This window comes from Olleya sp. Hel_I_94, assembly GCF_007827365.1.
Lineage (GTDB): Bacteria > Bacteroidota > Bacteroidia > Flavobacteriales > Flavobacteriaceae > Olleya.
Genome location: NZ_VISI01000002.1, coordinates 1706460 through 1730849 on the forward strand (window position 1 = coordinate 1706460; position 24390 = coordinate 1730849).

The following is a 24390-nucleotide window of genomic DNA, read 5'->3' on the forward strand; positions in this document are numbered from 1 at the left end:
TTAATCATTTCTAAGTGCGACAATTGGTTTAATCTTGGAAGCCTTTTTAGCTGGTAAATAGCCTGCAATACCACCAGCTACAATAAGAGTTATAGTTGCTGCAACAACAACGCTTAAACTTACTGTTGGGTCTTTTATAAAATATTTTTCTAGCATTGGTCCTGCAAACTCTACGACTGTCATCCCAATGAGCAAGCCTACAAATCCAGCAATAACTGTAACTAAAATAGACTCTAATAATATGATAGACACTATTGATTTTGGTGAAGCTCCAAGTGCTTTTCTTATCCCAATCTCTTTAGTACGCTCTTTAACAATAAAAATCATCATGTTACTTATACCAACAATTCCTGCTATTAATGTCCCAAATCCAATAACTAATACCATGACACCTAAACCTCCTGTCATTTGGTTAATGGCTTTAGACTCATTAGCCAAGTTTCTAACCCTTATAGCACGTTGGTCATTTTGAGAAACTGAAAAACGATCTTTAAGTTTTCTGGTTAACGCAGTGCTAAACCCAATAGCTTCGTCAAAATTCATGCTTGGGTTATAGGTTAAATTGATTTGATCGATATAGTCATTGTTACCATAAATTTGTTGTGCTGTAGACACTGGCATATACATGTAACGCTCTTCATTATCTCCACCATCATCACTAAACACACCAACCACTTTATATTGGATCCCATTTAAATTAATGTATTTACCAATAGCAGTTGTTTTTAAAAACAAATCCTCTTCTACTAGTCGTCCAATAACAACTACTTTAGTTTTATTGTCAACGTCTAATTGATTGATATAACGACCGTATTCTACTTTAGTATTTTCAAGATACTGATGGTCTGGGTGAACAGCTCTAACACTGTAGCTGTTTTTTTCGTTTCTAAACGAAGCATTTACATTTCTATATATTCTTGCGGTTATGAATTGTACTTTGTCACCAAACTCGTCTTTAATATACTCATAATCCTCATTAGTAAACTGTATTTGTCTACCAGCTTGTAATCCTTTATGTGCTTTTGAGGTTTGTCCAGAATTTATAAAAATAGAATTAGCAGCATCATCCACAAAAGCGGTATCAAATGTATTGACTAATCCATTGACTACTCCAAAAAGAATCGCGAATAACGATATGGCAAAAGCTACGGTAAAACCAGATAATACACTTCTGGTTCTATTCATGTTTATACTCTGAAATATTTCGCGCCAAAGGTCTCTATCAAACATGTGCAGAAGCTCTTTCTTGATTAATAAACACATCTTCCATAATAACACCATCTTTTAATCGCACAATACGCTTACACATATTGGCAATATCCTCTTCGTGTGTTACCATTAAAATGGTTTTACCCTCATCGTTTAAAGATTGGATAAAGTCCATAATCTCGTAGGATGTTTTGGTATCCAATGCTCCTGTAGGCTCATCGGCTAATAATAATTTTGGATTTGCAGCTAAAGCACGTGCAATTGCTACACGCTGTTTTTGTCCACCTGACAACTCGTTTGGTAAGTGAGTAGCCCAATTAGCTAAGCCAACTTTTTTAAGGTGAAACATTGCTTTTTCAATACGCTCTTTACGTTTTAAGCCTTGATAATACAATGGTAATGCAACATTTTCTACTGCATTTTTGTAATTTATTAAGTTAAACGATTGGAAGATAAATCCTAAAAATTTGTTTCGGTATATCGCTGCTTTCTTTTCGGTAAGATTTTTAATAGGGACACCATCAAGTATATACTCGCCTTCATCAGCTTCATCTAACATTCCAATAATATTAAGTAACGTCGATTTTCCAGAACCTGAAGAACCCATAATAGCAACCATTTCGCCTTCTTCAACAGATAAATCAATACCTTTTAAAACATGAAGACTAGAATCGCCAATTGGATAAGACTTATGTAACTTATTTATTTTGAGCATAATTGATGGTTTTTTTGATTGATGATTAACTCAATAACAGTTAGACTACAAAGGATACAATTTGTTACAACATTTATTGAAAAATTTTGTTAAATATTGATTTTAAAGGTTTTTAATAAGATGCTTTTTTTCATTCTTTATTCATTTGTAAATAAAACATCTGCGCCAATCATAACATTACCTGTCCTATTATCGTTTTTGTAATCAAACTTAACAATGCCTTTTTTCCATTCTTTACCTCTATATTTAGACCAAGTTAGATTTTCTTCTGTAGCATAGGTAAATCTATACATAGGACCTATAACATCATATTTTTTGGACTCGTTATTAGGATCAATAAATTCAATTCCAATACACATACCTTCTTCTGGCATGAATATATCCATATCTTTTAGATTAATATTCAAAGTGTATTTTTTGTTCTTTGGTTTTACTACTAAGTTTTTGGTGTAAAGTTCATATCCAGGTTTTTTATTTTTGGTATCATAACTATAAAATTTAATATTTAAAGATGCTGTAAAAACAGCATTATTTCTTTTTTTAAATTTTATATAAAAATTTTTTAACTTTCCTTTTTTTTCCAATGGATTATTTAATAACACGCATGTTTCGTAACCTATTAGAGAACTCACTCCAGCATTACCTACTTTATCTTCACCAATGGTATGTTTTTTATTGTATTTTTTCTTTTTAAAATCAATAACAACTTCATCTAACTCTGTAATTTTTTCAGAAAGCTTAATATCTAACTTTACATTTATCTGGTTTTTATATTGACTTAAAACAATATATTTAGAATTATACCCAATTGAAGACACCTTTAAAGTATCATATAAATGATTTGAAATTTCAAAGCTGTAAGACCCATTATTATTTGAATAAACACCTTTATTTTTAGTCATTAAAGTAATATTTACAAGCTCTAAAGGTTGTTGACTTATAGAGTCTAAAACTTTACCTTTTATGGTTTGAGAATAAGAATGGTTAATAATTAGTAGTAAAACTATATTAATAATGTATTTCATACGATAAAATTAAAAAACTCCAAGCAATGTAACATTATTTGGAGTTTTTATTAATTCTATCAATATATAGTTTAGCTTTTTTTTACTTTAAAATATTTCCAATAGATAAAGAAGCCTAAACTAAAAACTATGATGTATGGAATGGACATTAGATAGACAATACCATCGTTAATACCTTTTGCTGCAGCTTGACCTTCTTCGTTTTCTAGAACAGCTCTACACATAGCGCATTGTGCATTAGTCTGTAAAAATGAAACGATTAAAAATAGAAATAAAAAAACTTTAGTTTTCATAATTGTAAGGTGCTTAATAAAGCTTTAAATAGCTGTTACACGTAATAAGGCGAAATCATTAAATACACAATCACACCAGTAACTGCAACGTACAACCATAATGGAAACGTAATTCTAGCTATTTTTTTATGACGTTGTATATTGTTTGTAATTGCCCTAACATAAGTTATTAATACAAAAGGAATGACTACTACCGATAATGCAATGTGTGTTATTAAAATGAAAAAATAAATAGACCTAATTGCGCCTTCTCCTCCAAATTCAGCAGAATCACTTGTCATGTGATAAGCGACATACATTACTAAAAATAATACTGATAAAGAGATTGCAAACTTCATTAAATTTTCATGAAGTTGACGTTTATTATTTTTAATTGCCCAAACGGCTACCAATAATACAAATGCTGTAATACCATTTATTGTCGCATAAATAGGTGGTAAAAATGTTAAAGGCTCTACATTAAAACCTAGGTCCTTTAATTTAACTGTAAACAAAGCTGCAACAGCTAAAGGGATAATAATAGATAGGATAACAATCCACTTATTATACTTTTGTTCGGCGTTTAGTTTTCTTGTACTCATAATTGTAATAAATAGGTCTGGCTAGATTAGGATGCGTTAAATTTACTCTTGTAATAGTTTTGCAATGTCTTCTTTTAAGATTGTAATTTCTTGTTCATTACCATCTTCATCCATTTTTTCTTGCTCGCTAATTACACCTTTATAAAATATTTTAGGATTACCAAAAGCATCTGTTCTAGATCTTAAGTATCCTTCTTTATCTACTAAAGCAAAATCTCCTGAATGTTCAAAGTTTTCAATATTAACAAAGATATTAAAACCCATATTTGATAATTGGTAAATAGCCTCTTTATCTCCTGTCATTAAATGCCAATTTGGGCTAGTAACACCATAATCTGCAGCATAAGCCTTTAGGATTTCTGGAGTGTCGTTATCTGGCATGATACTAAATGATGCAATACCAAACTCTGGATTATCTTTAAATGTGTTTTGTATAGATGCTAAGTTAGAGCTCATTCTTGGGCAAATGGTAGGACACGTTGTAAAAAAGAAATCCACCACATACACTTGACCTAAATAGTCCTTGTTAGTTATTGTTTTACCATCTTGATTAGTAAAACTAAACTCTGGTACTTTTTTACGCTCTTCATTAATCACTAAATAGCCTACATCTGATTTATTTGGCGCATCGCTTTTTGGATTAACAATAACACCTTTGCTTCTACTCTCGTCCGTACGGTTAATATCTTTATTACTTACTCTATCAATAATTTTAGGAATAAAAATAATACCGAATAATAATATAATGAATGAAATACCTACGTAAGAATAATTTGCTTTTTTACTCATGGTAATGCTATTAGTTTGTGTCTCCTTTTAAATCGTCTGCACGTCTAGAGGTCGAGTTAAACTCGCCTTTACGTTTTTGTCTATACTCAGTAAACAAAACACGTAAATCATCTGCTCCCATAACATTTTTAAGCTGTGCAACTTCTGATGCATTATAAGCAGTAAGCGGATAGGCTTGTTTACCTTGTTCTATTTCTTTTTTGGTTCTGTTATCTAAACGTCCACGCTGATTTAATTCCTTATCAACAATATATACTTTGTTAGTTGCTAAATTAAAGTCTAAGACTTCACTTGATCTTAAGCTATTAAACATTTTTTTAGTATCAGAGTCATCCAACTCAACAAAATGCCAATATTTAAGCTCTCCGTATTTAGTTAATTCTTTTTTAAGTCTATCTGTAGCGTCTGTTGTAGATTTGGACACCAACATAATAACTTGAAACTTTTTAAAACCTTGAAACTTATCGTAGATTAATTCTTTAAGATTAGAGGTTTCAACAACTTTTGATTCTGGATCTTTACCTAAAAAACCTAAAACTGTGATATGATTTTCTAGTTGTAAGTCTGTTGTTGCTGAAGACAAGTTTTGAAAATCAAGGACGTTATTTTTAACAACTTCTAAAGGATTGTAGTTATTAGTAGAAGGATATAAAAACAACAAAAAGATTACTGGTAAAAAAAATAAAGCACCTAAGGTAATTCCTTTTTTCAATTTCTTTTTATCCATAATCTCAATGCTTTTTTTTAATTATACAAAAATAAAAAAGGTGGCTTTAATAAACCACCTTTTAACTATATTTTATATCGATTTCTTTACTTAGAAATCTCTTTTGATAAATCCTTTGTCGTATACATCAAAAACGTAACCTCCTTCTTGTAATAATATAAATACTAAGTAACAAATAAGGAATATTCCTGTCCAAACAACAGCACGTCTTAATCCAGGTAATTCATCACGCATGTGCATGAAATCCCAAGTAATATAATATGCTTTAACAATTGTTAAGATGATAAAAATCCAGTTTAAAAGTTTCATCCCTAACACAACGTTGGTTCCCCAAGATGGTTTGTAGATACCTAAAACAACCTCTACAGCTGTAATGATAGATAACAAGATTAAAACTCCCCAAATTTTTTGAGTATTAGATTTAAACTTAATTAATCCTCTAAATATTTCTAATTTATGTGCGTCTGCCATGATATTTCTTTTCTATAAAATTATTAAACTAGGTAGAAGAATGTAAATACAAATACCCAAACTAAATCTACAAAGTGCCAGTAAAGACCAACTTTTTCAACCATTTCGTAGTTTTTACGTCTGTCATATGTACCGATAACAACATTAAAGAAAATAATGATGTTAAGCACAACTCCTGAAAATACGTGAAATCCGTGAAATCCTGTAATAAAGAAAAAGAAGTCTGCAAATAATGGCGAACCATATTCGTTTACATGTAAGTTAGCACCTTGAACTACTAATTTACCATTTTCTTTAATTTGTTTTAAAGATTGCTCTCTTGTTAAGATTGTTTTTTCACCTTCTTCGTTAATGATTTGCGTTCTAACTAATACATTAGGATTAGCTTCCATACCTTTAACGATATCGCTTACTTGATAAGCTGGTAAAGTACCTTCTCCAACAAACCAAAGTCCATTTTTACGCTCATGCTCTACTCTGTCTGTAGGTGCAGCAGTAGCAAAATCTGCTATAGATAAACGTTTAAAAGTTTGTTCACCATCCACAGTTACATTTTCTCCAAACTGAAGGATGTTACCACCTTTTGTTTGTACAGCACCAAAGTCTCCTTTAATAAAAGTATTCCACTCCCAAGCTTGAGACCCAACAAATATTAAACCACCAATAATGGTTAAAAACATGTACCAAGTCACTTTTTTCTTGTTTAAATGGTGACCAGCATCCACTGCTAATACCATTGTCACTGAAGACATGATTAATACAAACGTCATAAACGCAACATAAATCATTGGATAATTACCATGGAAAAATGGTACGTGAGTAAAAACCTCGTCTGCAATTGGCCAAGCATCAATAAATTTGAATCTTGAAAAACCATAGGCTGCTAAAAACCCAGAGAATGTTAATGCATCTGATACGATAAAAAACCACATCATCATCTTACCATAACTTGCTTTTAATGGTTGGTTACCACCTCCCCAAGTCTTTCCTTCTGTATCAGTAGTTGCAACTGTAGTATTCATAGTGTTAAATTAGTTGTTAAAATGTGGCACAAAAATAATCATTTTATTCAGTTAAAAAAATACCAAACTCTAATTTTATAGTATCTAAATAAGGTTTTGGTCTTATTAGATCAATATTTTTTTAGTTTAGAAAAAAGTATAAGAAAAAAAACAGGTAGATCCATAGCAAGTCAACAAAGTGCCAAAAGGTTTCTGCTAATTCAAATCCAACCATATTATCTTGAGAATATTTACCTCTTAAGTGATTGATTAACACCACTAATACCGGAATTAAACCCACTAGCACGTGTACTATATGCACTACTGCAATTAGGTAAATATAAGTTACTGTAATATTACTTGTTGGTCCTGTAAAGTTAAATCCTAAGTCTATAATTTGATTAAAACCTACAAATTGATTGTAAACAAAAAATAACCCTAACACAAATGTTAAAGTTAACATTGCAGTAGTTAATCCATTTTTACCTTGCTTTAATGCTCTTTTAGCGATTATAAAAGTAATACTACTTATTACCATTATTATAATACTAATCCAAAATGGCTGAGGCATTTCAAAATCATTAAGCCAATCTGGTCTAGAACTACTTACAATAAATGCACTAGTCCATCCTGCAAAAGACATAATTAAAGACGCTATACCAAAGTACAACATCATTTTTTTTGCGCGTCCTGTTTTTTCTTCTAAAGTCCCTTGAGTTAAATCCATTTTATCTTATAAATTTATCAATAACGTATACAATCTGTATTAGTGTAATATATAGTACGCTTGACAACATTAATTGTTTTGCTGCTTTTTCAGTCATTTTTTTATACAATTGAATAGCATAATACAGCATGACTAATCCTAAACTTAAAACTATTATTGCTGCAACGATAGATAATTTTAATTGTCCAGTTACACCAAATACTGGAACAATAGACACTAAAATAGTCCAAACCGTGTATAAAATGGTTTGCACTGCTGTACCTTTATCTTGTTTACCTGTAGGCAACATAAAAAAGCCTCCACGTTTATAATCTTCAAATAAAAACCATCCAATTGCCCAAAAATGAGGGAATTGCCAAAAAAATTGTAAAGCAAATAAAGTTCCTGGTTCAATACCAAAATTATCTGTTGCTGCAACCCAACCTAACATAAAAGGAATAGCACCTGGAATAGCACCAACAAATACAGATAATGGTGTTTTTGTTTTTAAAGGCGTGTAAACGCTTGTATATAAAAATATTGAAATGGCTCCAAACATTGCTGTTTGTGCGTTTATTGAATATAAAATACCAATACCTAAAATAGTAAAAACACAAGCTATTAAAAAGGCTGTATTAACCGTCATACGACCAGAAGCAACAGGTCTGTTTTTGGTACGATGCATTAAGGCATCTAAATCTTTTTCAATAATTTGATTAAAAGCGTTACTGGCTCCAACCATAAAATAACCTCCTAAAGCTAGAAATAAAACAATTTTTAGGCTGATAGTATCTGCTCCTAAAAAATAACCAGCAACTGATGAAAACACGACGCTTAAAGACAAGCGCATTTTAGTGATTTCTTTAAAATCTGATAATGCTGTATGTTTAATTGTAGGGGTTACAGTTGTACTCAAACCAACGCTATTTTTTTTGCTGATGCAAAGATACTGCTAAAAAGGAATTTGGCATAAAAAAACCACAAGGTTTTTGGGCTTGTGGTTTTTTATGATTTAATAACATCAGTTAAAATAATAATTACTATCAACTTCTTTAAATACTGTTTCCCATTTTGATTCTGTTTTTTTTAATAAATAAATTTTACTGATAACAAATTGACCCTCATGAATTGTTTCATATACTATTGCCTTATCCTTTTTTAAATTATAAACAGGAACAGAAATGTCTAACTTTTTGTTTGTATCATAATTAGTAAAAACTATTTTATGGTTTGCTTCTAAAGCCCATTTTTTTGTGACTTCCTTTGTGTAATTAAATGAATCTTTTAAAAATGTTTCTGCCAATTTATTTACACTTTTACCCATTTTAACATAGTAGTCTCTAATAATTGGTTTTTCATATGAAATAACTGAATCAATTTTATAGTAAACTGAGTCGCTTAGATTAGTTTCTTTACCCTCTTTATAGGCATACTTAAACACTGTGTTTTTTGTATTTCTATATCTAAAAAATTCTTTTATTCTTTTATTGTTAGTTTCTAAATTAAAAAATAAAGAATCAGATTCAGAAAAGTTGCTTTCTGATAAAATTGAACTTAGAATTTTTTCATCTTCGCTCTTTTTCTTACAAGAAAAGATAGTAAAAACTGAAATAATTACTAAAAATAATTTAGCAGTCATCTCCTTATGCATTAAGCGTGTTATCTTGTTCTTCTGTGTATTTATTGTTAAGCTCTTCAGCTGTATTATATCCAGTATCTATTAATAACATAGAAGGTGTGTTATAAAAAGTGAATTAAAAAAAAGTAAAATTGAAACTGATTTTCAGTTTAAAAAGACTAAAAATCAACTTTTACAAATCAAAATACCAATTAAATAAGTCTGTTCTAATCCCAAAATTAATCCAAACTGTACTGTTGTTATAAACCGAAGCTGTTTGTGCTTCTGGATTAAAATTACGATAACTTAAATTTACAAATGCTTTTAAATTAGAGGCTGGATTAACTAAATAGCCTAATTGTGTACTTGCGTTTACAGATGTTGTTTTTATACCTTGACTTATTGTTACTCCTGTATCAAATGGTCTATCGTTATAATCTTGATAGACATCGCCACCATAACTAAAATTATCCATACCATCGTTTACATCAAACCCTCTAATACCTGTTACTAATTTTGCCTCTCCAAACCAACGGTCTTTTTGATAGCGTCCAATTAACACCAACTCTCTAAAATTTGCTCCCCAAAGGTGAGCCATAGGCTGATTGTTGTGCGCATAGTTTAATACTATGGTATTATGAGAATAGGTATATGGTCTTACTTGATTGTATTCTGCTTGAAGCATTAAGTTTTTAACTTTAAAGGCATTGTAATATTTTGCACCTAATTGGAAACCAAATTTGTTTTTCCAGCTTTTGTTTCCTCCTGTGACATCGTTTAATGAAAATTCGTCTAAAATAAATTGACCATATACATTTGCATTATCACTAAGTTTATATTTACCTGATGCTCCTAATATTGCATTACCTGCACCTTGACCGGTTTCAAACTCTATAGCTCTAAAAAATATTAATGGGTTTAGGTAATTGATATCAAAACCTCTGTCATTAGTATTTTCCCAGATTACAGACTCAAACAAACCTAGATTAAAACGTTTGGATACATTCCAACTTAAATAATGGTTTGCAATATATTTTGTTCTGAATGCTTTATCCACCACTGCTGCATCACGCACATCTTTTAACCAAGTCCACGTGTTGGTATATTTAATTTTCCAGAAGGTCGTGTTTAATTTTAAAAAAGGGTAAGGACTTGCCACATCACTTTGCAATAAACTTCTATAACCATCACCTATAAATTGTTTGCCATGTCCAAACTGGACGTTTAAAAATTTAGCAGGTGTATACGATAAATAGGCTTCTGCTGCAGGATAGTCATAAGCATCCTCTTTAAAGCGTTTGGCAATACCACGACCTGGTATAATTGCAGGATCTGGTCCAAATGCTTTTAAACTTTCGGCATATTGATTATAATATTGTGCAAAACGTCCTTGACTTTCAAAAACTGAAGCAGAAAAACTAAGTTTACTTCCTAAACCTCCTTGTATGTACAAGCCTCTAGTATTATTATACGTTGTACCAAAATCTGCATCCGTATCTTTTCCTAATTGTAAATCAAGAATAGGGTCTACTGTAAACCAATAATCTTCGCCTTGTATTTGTGCCAAATGCTCATTCCAAAGCTTACGACCTAACCATGACTCAGCATCTTTTTGAAGCTTTAAATTTTCAGCAGAAAAATCGTAATAATTTGACACATCTTCATAACGATAAGGTTTTGATGCTGTATGACTATTAGTTCCTATCCTATTAATATCCTGATCAAATCTAAAGTAGTTTTCATGAGAAAAAGGAATATTGATTTGACTTGTATAAGCTTTATTGGTATACTTAGTTGTTGCTTTTTGCACACTATCAAACTCTTGCTTTGCTTTTTGTTGCAAATCCGTTAATTGCGCAATTTGATTTAAGTCACTATTATTATCTGTTTTAACATCAGTAATACTAGGCAACACTTGAGGTGTGTTTTTCTGATTTAATGGAAAATATAAATTAAAACTGTATTGCTTAAACGTTGGATTACCATTGTAAGTGGCTGGTTGGATAGTAGGAAAAGCTTCAAAAACACGTTTAGCTTCTTCTTTTAAATCTTTACTGTGTGCATCAATATAAATAGTTTTAAAGTTACCGTCTTTGGCGACTTCAAAAATTATTGCCATTTGACCAATGTAGTTTTTATCAATACTATCCGGAAGTTTAAATTCTGAATATATTAGTTTATATACTTCTTGATTAAAGCAATAGTCTAATTGTTTTACCTCAGCATCTTGACAATTCTCAAAACGAGGTGGGATTTGATAATCAGTTGCATCTTGAGCGTACATTGCAGCTGAAGCACATAAAAATAGTCCTAAAATGAACGTCTTCATATTTAGATTGAGGTTTTAATTTAGCCGAAAGATACTGCTTTTTATTAACGCTTTAAAATAGAAAAGTCGCTACCATTAACTAGTAGCGACTTAAAAACTATTATTTATATACTAATACTTAACCTGAAAAGCAATTGGCAAAGTATATAATACTGAAACCGGTTTACCACCTTGTAATCCAGGGGTCATTTGTGGCACTTTACTAACCACTTTTTCTGCTTCTTTTTCTAATCTTTGGTGTGGTGCTCTTGTTTGCACTAACTCAGCTTCTCCAAACTTATTAATTCTAAATTGGATATAAATTTTTTGAACACCTTCCTTTAAACCCAATTCTGCTCCTAATCCAGCATCAAATCTACGTTTTACAATTTTTGTAAGGTTATCAGACATACATTTACGTCTTTCGTCATTTGTCGTTGCACTTTCACAACCTGGAAAAATAGGCATAACTTCGACCTTCTCAAATGGTAATTCCATATCTGGATCTACTTTTGGAGGATCCAAAGCGCCTAAATCCACTGTAACATTACCTTTTGGTTTTGTTGGCTTTACTATTTCTGTAATCAAATTATCTGTCTCCTTTTTATCAGGCGTATCGTTATCAATAATTTCGGGTTTGATAATATGAACTGGTTTGGTTTTTACAGGCTCAGACGTTTCTATAGCATCAGGCTCTACTAAAACTGAAGGCGCAAACATAGCATCATTTTCAGAATCTACGTATGCTGTTAGTGGTATAATGTAATCATTAGACTGAAAACGCATTTCTAATGCTCCATAGGCAGCCAATAGACACATAATTAACCCAATCTGGAAGTACAACGATGAGTTTTTTTGTAAATTTACATCATGCTTTTGTGATTTTTGCACGTTTTTCTCATTTTGGCGAGTGAGATCACGAGATTCTTTCGAATTTTTCATAATATATATAGTTTAAATGTTAATGTTATGACAAAATCACAATAAGCATACCAAAAACAAAAATCCCGTTACTTAATTGCAACGGGATTTTTAATATATATGGAATATGTATTACTCTACTTTGAAAGTAATTGGTAATCCGTAAGGTACATTTACTGCTTTACCTCTTTGTCTACCTGCTTTCATTTTAGGCAACTTACCAATAACTCTTTTAGCTTCAGCTTCTAATTTAGGGTGTGGTGCTCTTGCTTGAATGTTTACAATGTTACCAGTTTTATCAATTTTAAAACCAACATTTATTCTTTTAATACCACTATCTAAACCTAACTCTTGTGCTAAGTCATTGTTAAAATTCTTTCTTACAAACTTTCCGATTTTCTCAGACATGCATTTTTTCTTTGCATTGTTGTTAGGCTCTCCTTCACAACCTGGATATACTGGTACATTTTCAATAATTGAAAATGGTACATCTACATCTTCTTCTACTGCTTCAACCTCAACATCTGCAATTTCGATCTCAACTACTTCTTCTTGAGTAGTTTCAGTAGATTCTATAATTGTTTCTTCCACATCCTCTTCATCTTCAACAACCTCAATTACTTCTGGAGCTGCAGGTGGTGGTGGTGGTGGTGGTGGTGTGTTAAGCATTTCTGTAATTGGAACATCATCATCATCTTCGTTATCAAAAACTAATTGTCCTATATCAATATCTGACTTATCAGTTGTTGTATAATTGATTGCTGAGTAAGATAAAAATAGCATTAATGCTAGTCCTACTGCTACGTAAAGAGAACTATTACGTCCTACATCTGCTTTTGTATTTTTCTTAGATTCCATATCTGTAAATTTAAACTGAATGCTAAAATAACTATTTATTTGTCAAAAAAACAAGGTATTAGTTGTTTTTAACTTTCAAGTTTGTAATTAAATTAATTAATAACACTGCTAATAGTGTTCCTATAACATTTGCTATAACGTCTTTGTAGTCTGCTTGTCTAGTTTGTGTTGTCACCTCTTGTAATATCTCAATAATTATGCCAAATGCTATGGAAAAAATTACTGTTATCTTAATGGCTTGAGGTTTACTTTTTTTAAAGGTTGTAAAAAAAGTATAAAACCATAAGCAAGTAAAAACAAAATAAGCAGCTGCATGAATTACTTTATCATTATTGTTTGGCATTTCTATAACACCCTTTACCGTTATCAAACATGATACTAGTAAAGCAATGCTATAACCAATACTAATGACAGGAAGTAATTTACGCACCAATTAAAGCCTTATAGTCGTCTGCTGATAATAACTTGTCTAATTGAGAGGCATCAGATACTTTTACTTTAACCATCCAACCGTCACCATAAGGATCTGTGTTTACTTTTTCTGGCTCATCTTCCAACGTATCGTTAAAAGCTACAATTTCTCCAGATACAGGTAAAAATAAATCTGAAACTGTTTTTACAGCTTCAACTGTACCAAATACTTCATCAGCCTCAAGAGTTTCATCTAACGTTTCTACTTCAACGTAAACGATATCTCCTAATTCGCTTTGTGCAAAATCTGTAATTCCAACGGTAATTTGGTCTCCTTCAATTTTAACCCACTCGTGGTCTTTAGTGTATTTTAATTCTGCTGGTATGTTCATTATATATTTATTAAGTGAATTGCAAATGTATCTAAATGACTATTAATTTCAAACAATGCTTTCTTAATTTCCAAAATTATATCGTAACGTTAATCCTGATCTAATAGTTGTTTGAGGAAACGCTGTTGAAATTGCATATTCAGAGAAAGAATAATCAAAATAAAACACACCTGTTAGGTTTTTACTAAAGGCATATTCTGCATTGTATTTAAGACCCCAAATAGTTTGACCGTTTGTAATTTGATTATTTTCTAGGTCTAAATAACGTATGATGGTTTTATTATCTCTTACAGATAAATCTGCAGACATAATTAAATCTGAAACGATCGCTTTTTTAGGACCTGCTAAATTAGATTTAATACGTAAATCTTTAATACGATATCCTAAACCAACAACGTACTCGTTACCTGCTATTTCTGTCATTAAATTATTATCAAAACTTAATGATAGCATTCTATCTTTTCTCATTTCTAATAATATTCTAACCGAATTTTTCATTTCCATGTCAAAACGGAATAACGGACTAAACATCTCTGTAAGGGTTACGCTACTATATAAGTTTTCACTTTTAAAATTTCCTGCTTGATCTAAATCTTCGCTAGGTTGTAAGTCATAATCTAGTCCATAGTCTATACCATCAAAATCTAAATTTGTTCTAAATTGTCCTATACTATAACTTGATCTATAACCATGTGTTAAAGAAAAACGTTTGAAACGCTTTTTAAACCATTTCATTTTCATGAAACCAGAATACTTTACGTCCCAGTTTGGTATTGGCACATTTCTTAATGCTCCAAGTTTAGTTTTGCTTGTATTTTGACCTGTATAGGCACTTACAAAAGCAGGTAATAAGACTTGTTGACTTGTTTTTCCAAATCCTTTAGGATAACCGTCAGCATCAACATCGTTTGGATCTGACCCATTTTGTACTGCTAGTCGTCTAGCTATGTCTAACCTATTGCTTCTAAAGTCATCAAAAGCTTGAGAACTAGTCTCGTCACTCTTACCAAAGGCAGTTGGCAATGTAAAAGATGAAATACTAAAATTACCAAATGTATTAGGCGTTAATGATACGTATTGTCCGTTTTCTACTCTGTAATTTTCTGTATAATTTTCTGCGTAAGTCCTAAATCCGACTAAATCTATTTTAAGATCACTAAATGGCTCAAGGTTAGCTGAAAGATCTAATTGCTTAGTTTGGTTAGTAGTATACTGTTGGTTAAAATCAGGAAAAGCAGTTAACCAACCATTTCTGGCAGCTAAATCTCTAACATCACTTTGACTTCCAAAAGTATAACCTATAGTAGGTTTTGCTGTTCCTAAAAACCCTGGAGTTTGTAAATAACCTGGTAAAAAAGTACCATTTGTCTCGCTATATACTGCTTGAATACGTTTTATTGAGGTTAATAATCCGATACCAAAATTACCTAATTTAGATCCTATCCCATCACCTGCTTTTTTAGCCTTCTCTTTTTCTTTATTTGCAATACCTGGAGGTCCAGCAGTTCTAGATGTTCTAGAAACTTTATTTCCTCTAGATTTAGCTTTAGCAGAAATTCCTAAATATTTATACAACTTATTCATGTCTAAAGTTGAATTAATATTATGTGTGTTTCCGTTTGATATTGTGTTTCCTAAATTATAAGTCAAACCATCGTTACCAACTAAATTACCAAATAAGTCAGACCCTTTTTGCCACTGGAACAATCCTGAGTATGAATAGGTTGCTTTTAAAAAGCTTAAAGTTGGTATTTTACTAAGTGGAATCTCATAATTAATTCCAATTTGTTGTTGTTGTCTATTTGGGTCTCCAAAATCAAAGAAACCATCCCATACATCTAATAATGGATCTGGCTCTCCGTTTATAATATTATCCTTAAAGTAATTTCTAACAATATTATTATTTGACGAAGAATAATTTACCTGAAGCGATTTTGTCAAATTCCAATTAAGATTGTATTGGTAGTCAAAATTATAATTACGTCTGTACAACTCTTCTAAACCAATATTGTTTCCTGTTAAATCTAAATCTCTAAATTTTTGACGATTAAATTGTCTATTTAAATCTGTATTTATAGTAAAACTAGCAGGTAATACATTAAAGTTTAATTCTTTTAAAAATTTCCAATACTTACCAGTAAATAACGAATCGTTTTTCTTGAAAGGTTCAATTAACTTAGGTTCAAAATTATAAGCGTAATTTACACCTGCTCTAACCTGTTTGTCAACAGATCTTTCAATCTCAAAGTCACGATGCTCCATTTTGTTATAAGAATAATTTAGAGTTAAGTTTTCTACATCATAAAAACTTGGTTTAGCCTCTCCTGTTCTATTCTTTTTAACACCAATAAAGTTTATACTTTTACGCTTTGTGTATGTTTCCGATTGTTCTAAAATCAAATCTCTTTCTGCATCATCAACAGCAGCATCCAAACGTGTGTCTAACTCAATATCTTCGTATTGTTGATCATACTTTGGTGTAATAACTTCCACTCCTTGACCGTAATTAAACGGAATTTGAATTCCCCATTTTTTAGGCAGTAATTGACCAACATTTACATTAGTTACTACATCATATTGTTTACTATCTTCAAGACTACGCTCATTTGGTCCTTGGTTTACATTTCCAAATCCAGCAGTACTCATTCTACCAGTTGCACTTACACTGGCAAAATCTGCTAATTGCGTATCAACCGTAACAATTGCTGCCCAACCACCTTCGTTTTCTAGTTCTGACAAACGCAATTCGTTAAACCAAATCTCTCCACATTGTAAGTTATTTGTACCATTTTTGACACCAACCATTAATGTTCTAACATCTCCAAAATTAGGATTTCCTTTTATAGCAACACGTTGTTGTCCTAAAACATAACCTCCATATTGATCTATAACTGGGACTAAATCTCCACCAACTACATCATAAAAATTTGCAGTACCATCCGTTAATGTTTGGTTGCTTATCCCTAAAGACTTTATACGTTGTAAAATTTCTAATTCTATATTAATTTCATTCTCTTCTGGCCAATACGCTTCGGCAGATCCACCTCCATTATACACTTTTAATGGTACTTCTATTTGATAGTAATTTTCTGTAAGGTCATTACCCATTCTAATAAAACCTACTAAATCAGAATCTGTAAGTCCAGGTGTTTCTCCATCTCTAGCATGCATAAACATTCTCAGTTTTTTGTACTGACGCATATCTACACTAATATTTTTAAATACTGCTCTGGAGTCTTTAGCTTTAAGATCACAAACATCTACGACAAGTGCTTGTTCATTTTGTCTAACAATAGTGTTGTTATTGTTAAGCTGCTCTGGCACTACACTTGGTGGCGAAACATAACTTCCGTCATTTTCTTGCGTACTTACAGCACCAACAGTAAAGGCTGTATCATCAAAATCTAAAGGTGTTGCACCACCATCTAATGACAATTGAAAACGTCTCCAATCACTACGAACCAGCTCTAATGTTCCAAATCTTAATGTTGTTTGTTGCTGAAAATCGTTAAGGTACATTCTAGAAAATCTTATAGAACGTAAATCCGTAATACCATTTACAACAAACTCGTCATCTGTACGAATAGGAATTCTAAACTGATACCATCTAGGATATTCAGTCTCTCCATTAGGTAATACTCTTGGATTGTTAGTATCTGTTACGTTTTTTGTATCAACAATATACTCGTTATTAATATTTAAAGATGCTGGAGTTATATCAATTTGATACTCAAAATAACTATCAATAGTATTCATGGTATTATCCCTATTGACATCTTCTACATCTGGTTGCGTTGTTGACCCTCTATTGGTATCACTAAATGCATCTGGAGAGTTACCATCTACACCATTATATAATTTGTATCTGTTAAATACATCACCTTCTGCATTTAAATAATAGTCATAATTATCTTTTGCAGGATCTGCTAGTCCAGAAAAACCTGAGGGAAACTTAGCAGCTTCCTCAACATCATCATATCCATCAAATCCAACATCTTGATTGGTTCTTTCTTGACCTGTTGTATCAAACGCATAAATTAAGGCTTGATTTTGTGGCACTACAGATTGAAACACCGTTTCTGGTAGCAAACTAATATTTCCATCTTGAGGTAAACCGTTTTCATATTGTTTACGTCCATCCTTAAGCACATCTTCTGATATATTACCTAAGTTGATAAATAATTTTCCACCTGGATTTCCTGGGTTTTCCTGAAATGGATCCTGTAACCAAAACTCGATATATTCAACATTTGCTTGTTCAAAATCCGTAGATGTAATCTGTCTTGTTATTCCAGCCCAACTACTTTCCGGGTTTGGTATTACACCACTTTCTGTACCTGGCTCAAAGTTATATGGACCTCGTTCTTGAGGATAATATGTTAAATCTAAAGTATTTAAAACTGATGTTTGACCTTGAGCAATATCCTGTTGTGGAAACAACTCGTTAACAAAAACACGACTAGTATATAATCCTGACATATCATCATCTGATATTCCTGATGGTCTTTGGCTACCATAAAATATAGGATCAATAGTATACCAGTTAAGCATGGCTCTACCATAACCGTTTTCTATTCCGTTATTATCTAACGCTGTAGAATTATTTACATTAAGTGGTCTACTTGATAAGCTCCAAGATTGTGCAGATTTAAGGTCTATTCCGTTTTGTGTACCTTCAAAATCATCGATATAAGCAGTCGCTTCTCCATTAAAATCTGTTCCTTTTGGCGCACCTGGCAATAAGTATGCAAAATCACCTCTAACTGAAATATTAGATGGTGCATCGGTATCAATATTAGGTAATTTATTAACTAACCTAGATAAAAACGGTACTTCCGAAGAATAATTAGCATTAAAACCAAAAATGGTATTATTTATAGGCTCATTAGCATAATTAGCTTTTTGAGTAATTGGACGCTCATTTAAATTAATATATGTACCTCCAATTACAAAATTGTCATTAAACTTATGTTCTACATTTAATCCTGTATAACGTTTAGTTTGCTGTCCAAAAATCGAATTATTTTCGGTTGATACTTCAATTGGGATGTTGGATGCTTTTAAACCTTCATCAATAATATAAACACGTCCTAATTGGTAATTAACTGTATAATCTTGTCCTTCTACTAAAACACGTCCTCCAGCTGATACACGAACGGATCCTCTTGGTACATTAAATCCTCCAATTGGGATTCCGTCTCCACCTGAAGATTTATAACGTCCTTTAATTTGGAATTTATTTTTTTGACTCTCGTCTAATGCTGCTGTTTTGGTTGCTTTATAAAGTAAATCATAGACATACTTTTCTTGATTGGCATTGGTATATATATCTGCTTCATAATCCGACGCGTTATTACCTGTATTACCGTCGTTATCTAAAACATCAAATAAATAACGTCCAAAAGGTTCTACTTTAGTAAATACAATTTTACCATTTTGCGGAATTACAGTAATGCCTGAAACAAAGTCAAAAAAACCGTCTCCATTAGTTTGTGGATCGTTATTGTAATTTAATCTATCAAAATTAAATAAGCGTAATAATGTGGTTTGATCTATAGGTTCGCCTTCAAAATCAGTTCCGAAAGGCGTACCTTCTACAGCAGTAATATAGTTTACAGGAGCAGATTCGTTATAAAAAATATTTAATTTAAAATCTTCTTGGGTTAATTGAAAAGCGTCTGTATCGTAAACGTTTTTCATCATTAAGTCCCAAATAGGTTGACTTGTACTTGTAATTGCACTTTTAAGAAGCTTAAGAATTAAACCTTGAGGGATTCCATTTAAAAGAACTACATTGTCATCAATTCCATCTGCATTTATATCTTCTCCTCCTGTTTGATCTACATCAGCATTGTTAGTAATACCGTCACTATCTGTATCATCACCATTATCAAACGTACCATCACCATCTACATCTACATCAGCAATATTTGGTATCCCATCATTATCATAATCTAAGGTCGTTCCTGTTGAGTTAACACCATCATTAGCAAACTCTCCTACTTGGTATACTTGACCACCAACTGTATATTGATAGGCTACTGCTAAAACCTCGTCATTATTTAAACGCTGATTTAAGGATATGTAACCTAATTGAGTATTAAGTGTGTATTCTTGACCTTCTAATAGTTTTCTACCATTCTCTTGCTTTACAAAATCAAAACCTTCATTAAACCCTGAAATTGAAATACCAGATTGAGCTGTAGCATTATCTCTGACTTGCTCTGCTAATTGCGAACCAGCATTACCAATATTTGTTGGGTCTAATCCATTGTTTCCGTTATCCGGAAATGCATTAGGTCCTCCTGTAACTGAAACGCCTGGATTACCAATGATACTAGTTTCTCCTAAATCTTGGAAAGCGACAAAGTTTCTAACATTTTCAGTACGATTACTTCTGTTAGTTATCCAAACCTCTATTCTTGTTATTTGAATATTATTATTAATAAAAGGGTAATTAGATAGTGCTTGATCGTAGTTATTACGGAAGTATTGTCCTAAGAAAAAGTGACGATTCTCATCATAATCTCTAATAAAAAACTCAAACTCGTCTAATGTTCCACCACCTTGAGCAGTTACTGACCTAGCGTCAGAACGCTGATCAGAGAATACTCCTGTAATTGTTGTTTTACCAAATTTTAATTGTGTTTTTACACCAAATAGACTTTGTGCTCCAGAAATTAAAGAGCTATTAATTGGCATACTAACGTTACCAACTTCAATTTTTTGAATGATATCATCTTCGGTTGGTGTGTATTCTAACTTAATTAAATTTTGAAAATCAAAAGTAGATTGTGTATCGTAATTAGTTGTTACTTGTAATCTTGATCCTACTTTACCAATCATACTTAGACTGATACGTTGGTCAAAATCGAATGAAAAATTACGTCTGTTTCTAGGAGAAAACGATGGATTATCCTGTTTAGTAAATAGGACACCTAAATCCATTTCAACAGTACCTTGTGGTATTATGGATATTGGTCCTTCACCAAAAATACTTTCAAAAAAACTAGAGTTGACATAAAACTCTGGTATTAAGTTTTTCTGAGCTTCTTTTACATCTCCTTTTTTACCGTCGTAAGCATCAATCTTATCCTTATAATACGATTTTAAATTCTGGCTTGATACTAATTCTAAATACTCATCTGGTGTTAAAATTACTGGATAATTAATATTAAACTCTCCAACTGTCTCAGTATATATGTATCTATCCGTTACAGGATCATAGGTGTATTTAGATTGTATACTTGATGGATTTTGCATTTGGATATTCCCTAAACTAAAACCTGTTTTGGTACTATCTTGTTCTACTTCATTTTCTTCTTGAGCAAAAGAAAATACCGAGACTAACAATGCAAAAGCAGTTAGTAAAAAATGTTTAAGGGATTTATAAAAGCTAAGTTGACTTGTATTCAAAATAAATTATAAATTTTTTAGGGCTAGTTTGATAATTGTTTCTACGTTAGCTTCTGGTTGGTCTTTGACAATTTTATCCAGTACTTTTTCTGCTTGTTTTTTAGCAAAACCTAATACTTCTAAAGCAGATAACGCTTCATCTTTGTTAGTATTGCTTTGACTTACAGAAACTTCGTCTATATCGTAAATTTTTAAGATTTTATCTTTTAAATCTATTATTACTCTTTGTGCTGTTTTTATCCCTATTCCTTTAATAGACTGAATTAAAGCAACATCATCCACAGCAATACCTTCTCTAATTTGTTTTGGCGTTAAAGATGATAACATGGTTCTTGCTGTATTTGCTCCAATACCACTTACAGAAATTAAAAGTCTAAATAATTCTCTTTCTGATGTTGAAGCAAAACCATATAAAGTATGCGCATCTTCCCTTATTTGAAGATGCGTATACAACTTTAAATTTTCTTGATTAGGAATTTGAGAATAGGTATGCAATGATATATTTAGCATATAACCCACTCCGTTGCAATCGATGACTACATCTGTTGGATTTTTCTCTACTAACTTTCCTTGTATGTGTGTAATCATAAATTTTTGTTAACTCTCCAAATGTAAGAAAATTATCTTTACATTAATTTAGTTCTTGTTTTCTAAGTTTTTTTCCCACTTTTCTTTTTGTTGCGCATCTATTACTGCTATTGCTGTCATGTTTACAATTTCGTCAACACTTGCGTGTAGTTGTAAGATATGGACAGGTTTACGCATTCCCATCATAATTGGTCCAACGGACTCTGCATTATTAAGTTCTTTTAATAACTTATAAGTAATGTTTGCTGACTCTAAATTAGGGAAGATTAAAGTGTTTACTTTTTTACCTGCTAGTTTAGAAAACGGGAAACTATCTGTTAACATTTGACTATTTAAAGCAAAATCTGTTTGTAACTCTCCATCTACTAATAAGTCAGGATGTCTTTTATGTAAATAGGATACTGCCTCTCTAACTTTAGTTGCTGTTTGGTCTTTTGATGATCCAAAGTTAGAATAAGAAGTCATTGCCATAATTGGTTCCATTCCAAACATTTTAACCACTTTAGCAGTCATTTGCGCAATTTTAGTTAAATCTTGAGCTGATGGGTTTATATTTATTGAAGTATCACTTAAAAACATAGGACCACGTTGGGTCATCATAACATTTGTTGTCGCAATTCTTGTAGATCCTGGTGCTAATCCTATTAGCTCCAACATTGGTTTTACAACCGAAGGATAACTACGAGAGTACCCAGAAATTAATGCATCTGCATCACCTTCATTAACCATCATTGCTGCATAGTAGTTACGTTCTCTCATTAACTTTTCAGCTAATAACAACGTTACTCCTTTTCTTCTGCGTTGTTCCCAATATATTTTTGCGTACTTATTTTTTTGTTCAAGTTGCTCGTCAGATTTAGGATCAATAATTAGTACATCTGCATCAAACTCTAGCTCTTCTTTTAAACGTTCAATTTCTTCTTTTCTACCTAATAAAATTGGTATAGCAACACCTTCTTCGTAAACTATTTGGGCTGCTTTTAATACATCTAAAGAATCTGCTTCTGTAAAAACAACACGCTTTGGATCTAGCTTAGATCTGTTTAATAATAATCTTACAATCTTATTATCGTTACCTAATCTATCTAATAATTGCTCTTCATATTTTTTCCAATCTTCAATTGGCTCTTTAGCCACACCACTTTCCATTGCAGCTTTTGCTACAGCTGGTGGTACCGTTGCTATTAATCTTGGATCAAATGGCTTAGGTATAATATACTCTTTACTAAACGTCAGGCGAGTTTCGCCATAAGCAATATTTACTTGTTCTGGTACAGACTCTTTAGCTAAGTCAGCTAATGCTTTTACAGCTGCCATTTTCATGGCTTCGTTAATTTTAGTGGCTCTAACGTCTAAAGCTCCTCTAAAAATAAACGGAAATCCTAGTACATTATTAACCTGATTAGGATGGTCACTTCGTCCTGTAGCCATAATAATATCCTTACGCGTTGCAATTGCCAAATCATAACCAATTTCTGGGTCTGGATTAGCCATAGCAAATACTATAGGGTTTTTAGCCATAACTAATAACATGGCAGGCGTTACAATATCCGAAGTTGATAAACCAACAAATACGTCAGCGTCAATCATTGCTTCATCCAATGTATCAATTTTACGGTGTGTTGCAAATTCGGCTTTTTGTGATGTTAAATTATCTCTGTCATCTCTAATTACACCTTTACTGTCTAACATGACCACGTTTTCACGTTTAGCACCAAATGCTAAATATAAACGCGTACAAGAAATTGCTGCCGCACCTGCACCACTTACTACTATTTTAACGTCCTCTATTTTTTTATCAGAAAGCTCTAAGGCGTTTAATAATGCTGCTGCAGAAATAATTGCAGTACCATGTTGGTCATCATGCATCACAGGAATATCAAGCTCTTCCTTTAAGCGTCTTTCTATTTCAAAAGCTTCAGGCGCTTTAATATCTTCTAGATTAATACCTCCAAAAGTTGGAGCTATCATTTTTACTGTTTGAATAAATTCTTCAACATTTTCAGTATCCACTTCAATATCAAAAACATCAATATCTGCGAAGATTTTAAATAATAAGCCTTTACCTTCCATTACAGGCTTAGAGGCTTCTGGACCAATATTACCCAATCCTAAAACTGCGGTACCATTAGTTATTACTGCTACAAGATTACCTTTAGCTGTATATTTATAAACGTTATTAACGTCTTTTTCTATTTCTAAACAAGGTTCTGCAACACCTGGAGAATAAGCTAAGGCTAAATCCCTTTGGGTTGCATATTTTTTTGTTGGAACTACTTTTATTTTACCTGGAGTTGGCTTTGCATGATATACTAAAGCTTCACGACGTCTACTTTGTTTGCTCATAATTTCACTTTAAGT

At 31.9% G+C, this 24390-nt stretch carries 20 protein-coding genes; all 20 read right to left on the reverse strand.

Annotation, left to right across the window (positions count from 1 at the left end):
- The 20 genes from JM82_RS10905 to JM82_RS11000 all read right to left on the reverse strand — a co-directional run bounded on the left by JM82_RS10905 (position 1) and on the right by JM82_RS11000 (position 24375).
- Positions 1-1230, reverse strand: a complete 1230-nt coding sequence (locus JM82_RS10905) for an ABC transporter permease (protein WP_145003581.1) — start codon at positions 1228-1230, stop codon at positions 1-3.
- A complete protein-coding gene (locus JM82_RS10910) occupies positions 1223-1924 on the reverse strand; it encodes an ABC transporter ATP-binding protein (protein WP_028283412.1) in 702 nt (233 codons plus the stop codon). The genes JM82_RS10905 and JM82_RS10910 overlap by 8 nt, the downstream gene beginning before the upstream one ends.
- A 137-nt stretch (positions 1925-2061) precedes the next feature.
- A complete protein-coding gene (locus tag JM82_RS10915) occupies positions 2062-2949 on the reverse strand; it encodes a carboxypeptidase-like regulatory domain-containing protein (RefSeq protein WP_145003585.1) in 888 nt (295 codons plus the stop codon).
- 71 nt (positions 2950-3020) lie between these two features.
- A complete protein-coding gene (locus JM82_RS10920) occupies positions 3021-3242 on the reverse strand; it encodes a hypothetical protein (protein ID WP_145003588.1) in 222 nt (73 codons plus the stop codon).
- Between the two features lie 35 nt (positions 3243-3277).
- Entirely contained in the window at positions 3278-3823 is a 546-nt protein-coding gene (locus tag JM82_RS10925) for a DUF420 domain-containing protein (RefSeq protein WP_145003591.1), read from the reverse strand.
- 42 nt (positions 3824-3865) lie between these two features.
- Entirely contained in the window at positions 3866-4612 is a 747-nt protein-coding gene (locus JM82_RS10930) for an SCO family protein (protein WP_145003594.1), read from the reverse strand.
- 10 nt (positions 4613-4622) lie between these two features.
- Positions 4623-5339, reverse strand: a complete 717-nt coding sequence (locus tag JM82_RS10935; RefSeq protein WP_145003597.1) for a hypothetical protein — start codon at positions 5337-5339, stop codon at positions 4623-4625.
- Positions 5340-5429: 90 nt separating this feature from the next.
- The gene (locus JM82_RS10940; protein WP_028283407.1) at positions 5430-5810 is read right to left on the reverse strand and encodes a cytochrome C oxidase subunit IV family protein; all 381 of its coding nucleotides are present in this window, start codon (positions 5808-5810) and stop codon (positions 5430-5432) included.
- Positions 5811-5833: 23 nt separating this feature from the next.
- Positions 5834-6832: a cytochrome c oxidase subunit 3 gene (locus tag JM82_RS10945; protein ID WP_145003600.1), complete on the reverse strand. Its 999-nt coding sequence runs from the start codon at positions 6830-6832 to the stop codon at positions 5834-5836.
- 121 nt (positions 6833-6953) lie between these two features.
- Positions 6954-7538 (reverse strand): heme-copper oxidase subunit III, encoded by a 585-nt coding sequence (locus JM82_RS10950; protein ID WP_145003604.1) that lies wholly within the window; start codon positions 7536-7538, stop codon positions 6954-6956.
- 1 nt (position 7539) lies between these two features.
- Positions 7540-8433 carry a heme o synthase gene (cyoE, locus tag JM82_RS10955; RefSeq protein WP_145003608.1) on the reverse strand — a complete coding sequence of 298 codons (894 nt, stop codon included), beginning with the start codon at positions 8431-8433 and terminating at the stop codon, positions 7540-7542.
- A gap of 105 nt (positions 8434-8538) precedes the next feature.
- Positions 8539-9168, reverse strand: coding sequence for a hypothetical protein (locus tag JM82_RS10960; RefSeq protein WP_145003611.1), 630 nt, complete (start codon positions 9166-9168; stop codon positions 8539-8541).
- Positions 9169-9328: 160 nt separating this feature from the next.
- A complete protein-coding gene (locus JM82_RS10965; RefSeq protein ID WP_145003614.1) occupies positions 9329-11464 on the reverse strand; it encodes a gliding motility protein RemB in 2136 nt (711 codons plus the stop codon).
- Positions 11465-11575: 111 nt separating this feature from the next.
- On the reverse strand, positions 11576-12385 hold the full coding sequence (locus JM82_RS10970; protein WP_145003617.1) for an energy transducer TonB: 810 nt from the start codon (positions 12383-12385) through the stop codon (positions 11576-11578).
- 111 nt (positions 12386-12496) lie between these two features.
- Positions 12497-13222, reverse strand: coding sequence for an energy transducer TonB (locus JM82_RS10975; protein WP_145003620.1), 726 nt, complete (start codon positions 13220-13222; stop codon positions 12497-12499).
- 58 nt (positions 13223-13280) lie between these two features.
- Positions 13281-13652, reverse strand: a complete 372-nt coding sequence (locus JM82_RS10980) for a VanZ family protein (protein ID WP_145003623.1) — start codon at positions 13650-13652, stop codon at positions 13281-13283.
- Entirely contained in the window at positions 13645-14025 is a 381-nt protein-coding gene (gene gcvH, locus JM82_RS10985) for a glycine cleavage system protein GcvH (RefSeq protein ID WP_145003626.1), read from the reverse strand. The genes JM82_RS10980 and gcvH overlap by 8 nt, the downstream gene beginning before the upstream one ends.
- A gap of 63 nt (positions 14026-14088) precedes the next feature.
- On the reverse strand, positions 14089-21441 hold the full coding sequence (gene sprA, locus JM82_RS10990; protein ID WP_145003629.1) for a cell surface protein SprA: 7353 nt from the start codon (positions 21439-21441) through the stop codon (positions 14089-14091).
- Positions 21442-21447: 6 nt separating this feature from the next.
- Positions 21448-22029 (reverse strand): Holliday junction branch migration protein RuvA, encoded by a 582-nt coding sequence (ruvA, locus tag JM82_RS10995; RefSeq protein ID WP_145003633.1) that lies wholly within the window; start codon positions 22027-22029, stop codon positions 21448-21450.
- Between the two features lie 48 nt (positions 22030-22077).
- Complete coding sequence (locus JM82_RS11000; RefSeq protein WP_145003637.1) at positions 22078-24375, reverse strand: NADP-dependent malic enzyme; 2298 nt, start codon at positions 24373-24375, stop codon at positions 22078-22080.
- Positions 24376-24390 lie beyond the last annotated feature (15 nt).